This is a genomic window from Methylocystis sp., assembly GCF_050251305.1.
In the GTDB taxonomy this organism is placed as follows: domain Bacteria; phylum Pseudomonadota; class Alphaproteobacteria; order Rhizobiales; family Beijerinckiaceae; genus Methylocystis.
In genome coordinates, this window is sequence record NZ_JBFWNB010000098.1 from 1 (window position 1) to 2631 (window position 2631).

General features: G+C 63.3%; 4 protein-coding genes and 1 other RNA gene. 2 read left to right on the top strand and 3 right to left on the bottom strand.

All coding sequences use genetic code 11. The features are described from left to right. The coding region (locus AB7F41_RS17185) for a LysM peptidoglycan-binding domain-containing protein (RefSeq protein WP_428406728.1) at positions 1-905 on the top strand (905 nt) is incomplete at its 5' end. A 33-nt stretch (positions 906-938) separates the two neighbouring features. On the opposite strand, the gene AB7F41_RS17190 is transcribed toward AB7F41_RS17185, so the two are convergent. From AB7F41_RS17190 to ssrS, 3 genes are all read right to left on the bottom strand, one after another. Further along, positions 939-1319 (bottom strand): hypothetical protein, encoded by a 381-nt coding sequence (locus AB7F41_RS17190; protein WP_428381768.1) that lies wholly within the window; start codon positions 1317-1319, stop codon positions 939-941. Between the two features lie 78 nt (positions 1320-1397). Beyond that, positions 1398-2000, bottom strand: a complete 603-nt coding sequence (locus AB7F41_RS17195) for a 5-formyltetrahydrofolate cyclo-ligase (protein WP_428381896.1) — start codon at positions 1998-2000, stop codon at positions 1398-1400. Between the two features lie 26 nt (positions 2001-2026). Then, a non-coding RNA gene (ssrS, locus tag AB7F41_RS17200) (6S RNA) lies at positions 2027-2181 on the bottom strand. A 151-nt stretch (positions 2182-2332) separates the two neighbouring features. Here ssrS and AB7F41_RS17205 point away from each other — a divergent pair. Continuing rightward, positions 2333-2631: hypothetical protein (locus tag AB7F41_RS17205; RefSeq protein WP_428406729.1), on the top strand; the 299-nt coding region annotated here is incomplete at its 3' end.

Below are 2631 nucleotides of genomic sequence, written 5' to 3' on the forward strand. Positions count from 1 at the left end.
ATCTCGCGCTATTAATCCTCGCGGCCGCTCTGGCCGCGCGCCGGCGCGTGACGCTCGGCGCAATCGGCCTGCCCTGGGTTTCGGCGCTGATCCAGCTCGGCGTCGTCGCTTACATGTTTGCGCCGGAGCCCTACAGAAAGCCGCCCGTGACGGCGGCGCTGTTCCTGTATTTCATATTGGAGGCGCTCGTCTGGCTGCGCGGCCGCGAGGCGGAGGAGCCGTCGGCGCCGGATGGGACCGGCGCGCGCGAGCGGCGGCCGCCGCTCTTCCCGCCGCAGCGGCGGCGCGGCCTGGCCGAAGTGTCGCTGGCGGCAGCGGCGGTCGCCATCGCGTTCCTGCTCGTCGCCGGACCGCAAGTGGGATCCGTTCCGTCTGAATCGGATTCAGCGCAGCAGGAAGAGGCGCAAACCGAGCAGACCGTCGCGAACGACGATGCGGCCGCCGTCGAGGAGCCTGCTCCCGAGGCTGCGCCGGCGGCGCCCGATGAGCCCGCGAAGACGGAGAGCGGAGCCGGCGAATCTTCGGAAGCCGCGCCGCAAGCCGTCGATCGTGCGCTGGAGGAGGCGCCGGCCGCAGAGGTCGCAGAAAACGCGCCGGCGGAGGCCGCTCCACCGGCGGCTGACCCGGCGCCCAATGACGCGACCAATGCGGAGACCGCCAAACGCGAACCAGCGGACGACGCCCCGCATGTCGCGGCGCATGCGCCCGTCGAGCCTGCGCAGACGTCGGAACCGAGTCCCAACGTCTATACGGCCCGCGCCGGGGACACGTTCAAATCCATCGCCAAGCGGCTTTACGGCGCGACGGGCAAATGGCGCGCGATCGCCGAACTCAATCCGGACGTGAAGCGTAAAAGGCTGCGCGCGGGCCAGATCATCAAGCTGCCGTCAGCCCCGACGCGGTGAGCCGATGACGCGTCGACTCGCCGCGCGTCGGGATCAGCACATGCAGAGCGCTTCAGAGGCCTGATCGTTCCAGCGGTCGCCGACGTAGCGATAGCTGCGGTTTGAACGGAATCTCGCCCCGCCCTGATTGACGTGCTGCCACAAGGTGAGCGTGCACCCGTCTTTGACGCGGAACGACGAGATATTGTCGTTCCAGGACGGGTCGTAGATTGTGCTTTCGCAGCCGCCGCCGTGACCATTCGTCGTGCAGCCGAGACTTTCGCCGCGCACCATTTTCATGCGCTCCTGATGGTGAAGCGTGTAGCCGGAGCCGCCAAAGTCACGATGCTGGAAAATCCGGCAGGTCGCTTGGGCGCCGACCGGAACGAGCGTGAGCGCCGCCGCGATGGCGGCCGCCGTGCAAAAAGTCTTCATTTCAAAATTCTCCGAAAAAGAAAATTAAATCGCCGTACGACCCGTTAACGTGCTGCGTTCGGATTGGTTCCAACCTCCTCAAGCGATCGCGGACGAGAAGCGCAATGTCTCCTGTTCGGTCAGGATGGCGTCGAGCCGTTGATCATGCGGCTCCGTCGGCACATGGTCGGCTTCCTGGCAGGAATAGGCGACGCCGATGGCGATGACCGGCTTTTTGGCGCGAAGCGCTGAGAGCGTGGCGTCATAGATGCCGCCGCCATAACCGAGCCGAAAGCCAAGCCGATCGAAGGCGGCGAGCGGGGAAAACAGAATGTCGGGATCGTAGGCCGGCTTGTCGTCGGCGGGCTCGGACAGGCCGAACGGCCCCTTCACGAGGTCGTCGCCCGGCGTGAAGGCGCGGAAGACGAGCGGATGACGCACTTTGTGCATCACCGGCAGCGTGACGCGATAGCCGGACGCGGCCAGCGCGTCGATCAGCGGGCGCGTGTTCAATTCGCTGCGGATCGGCCAGTAGACGGAGACGACGGGCGACTCTTGACGCGCGGCGTCGCGCGCGATGGCGTCGACGAGCGCCACGCTCCGGCGCGCGACGGCGGCCGCCGCCTCATGCGCTTCGCCGGGCGTGACAAGATCGCGGCGCGCCAGCGAACGGCGCCGCAGCTCGGCTTTCGGATCGCGCATGCGCGAGGAATAGCAGGGAAGGGGAGTGCGGGCCACAAGAGCCGTGGGACATCGATCCCGGGAACCTACAACGTAGGTGGGCGCCGTGTAGCCAAGCCCACGAGCGAGGCCAGGGACAGCTCCCATAAGGATCGATAAGGCCCCGGGGAATAATAGTCCTGCACGCACCCCGCAGCGCCGCTTGAGGAATGTAGCGTCATGCGGGGCGGCGCGCCAGTCGGGGGCGGGACGTTTTCTTTCAAGATTTTCCCATGTCTACATTTACTTGGGCTTGTCTTGACCGTCATTCGCGCTAACCTCGAAACATTGCATTATTTTTCTTGGAGAGCGTCATGACGCCATTTTTAATCGCAGCCATCTTATCCGGTTTAGTGGCGTTCTTAGTCGGGACCACCCTTCGTCCCTGGTTAGACAATAAAAAACGGGGCGCTGGTTCGCATCAAGTTGCTGCGCTAGCGCTCTTGATTTCAGCGATATCCATGCTGCTCATCGTTGCTATCGCCGAATATATATACATGATCATTACACATAATTGGATAGATTGGCAGTATTTTTTTGATGGACCAAGCTTCAAGCAAATTGTTTTTGGTTTTATATTTGGAAATTTCTTATCTTATTGGCTTATGCGTGC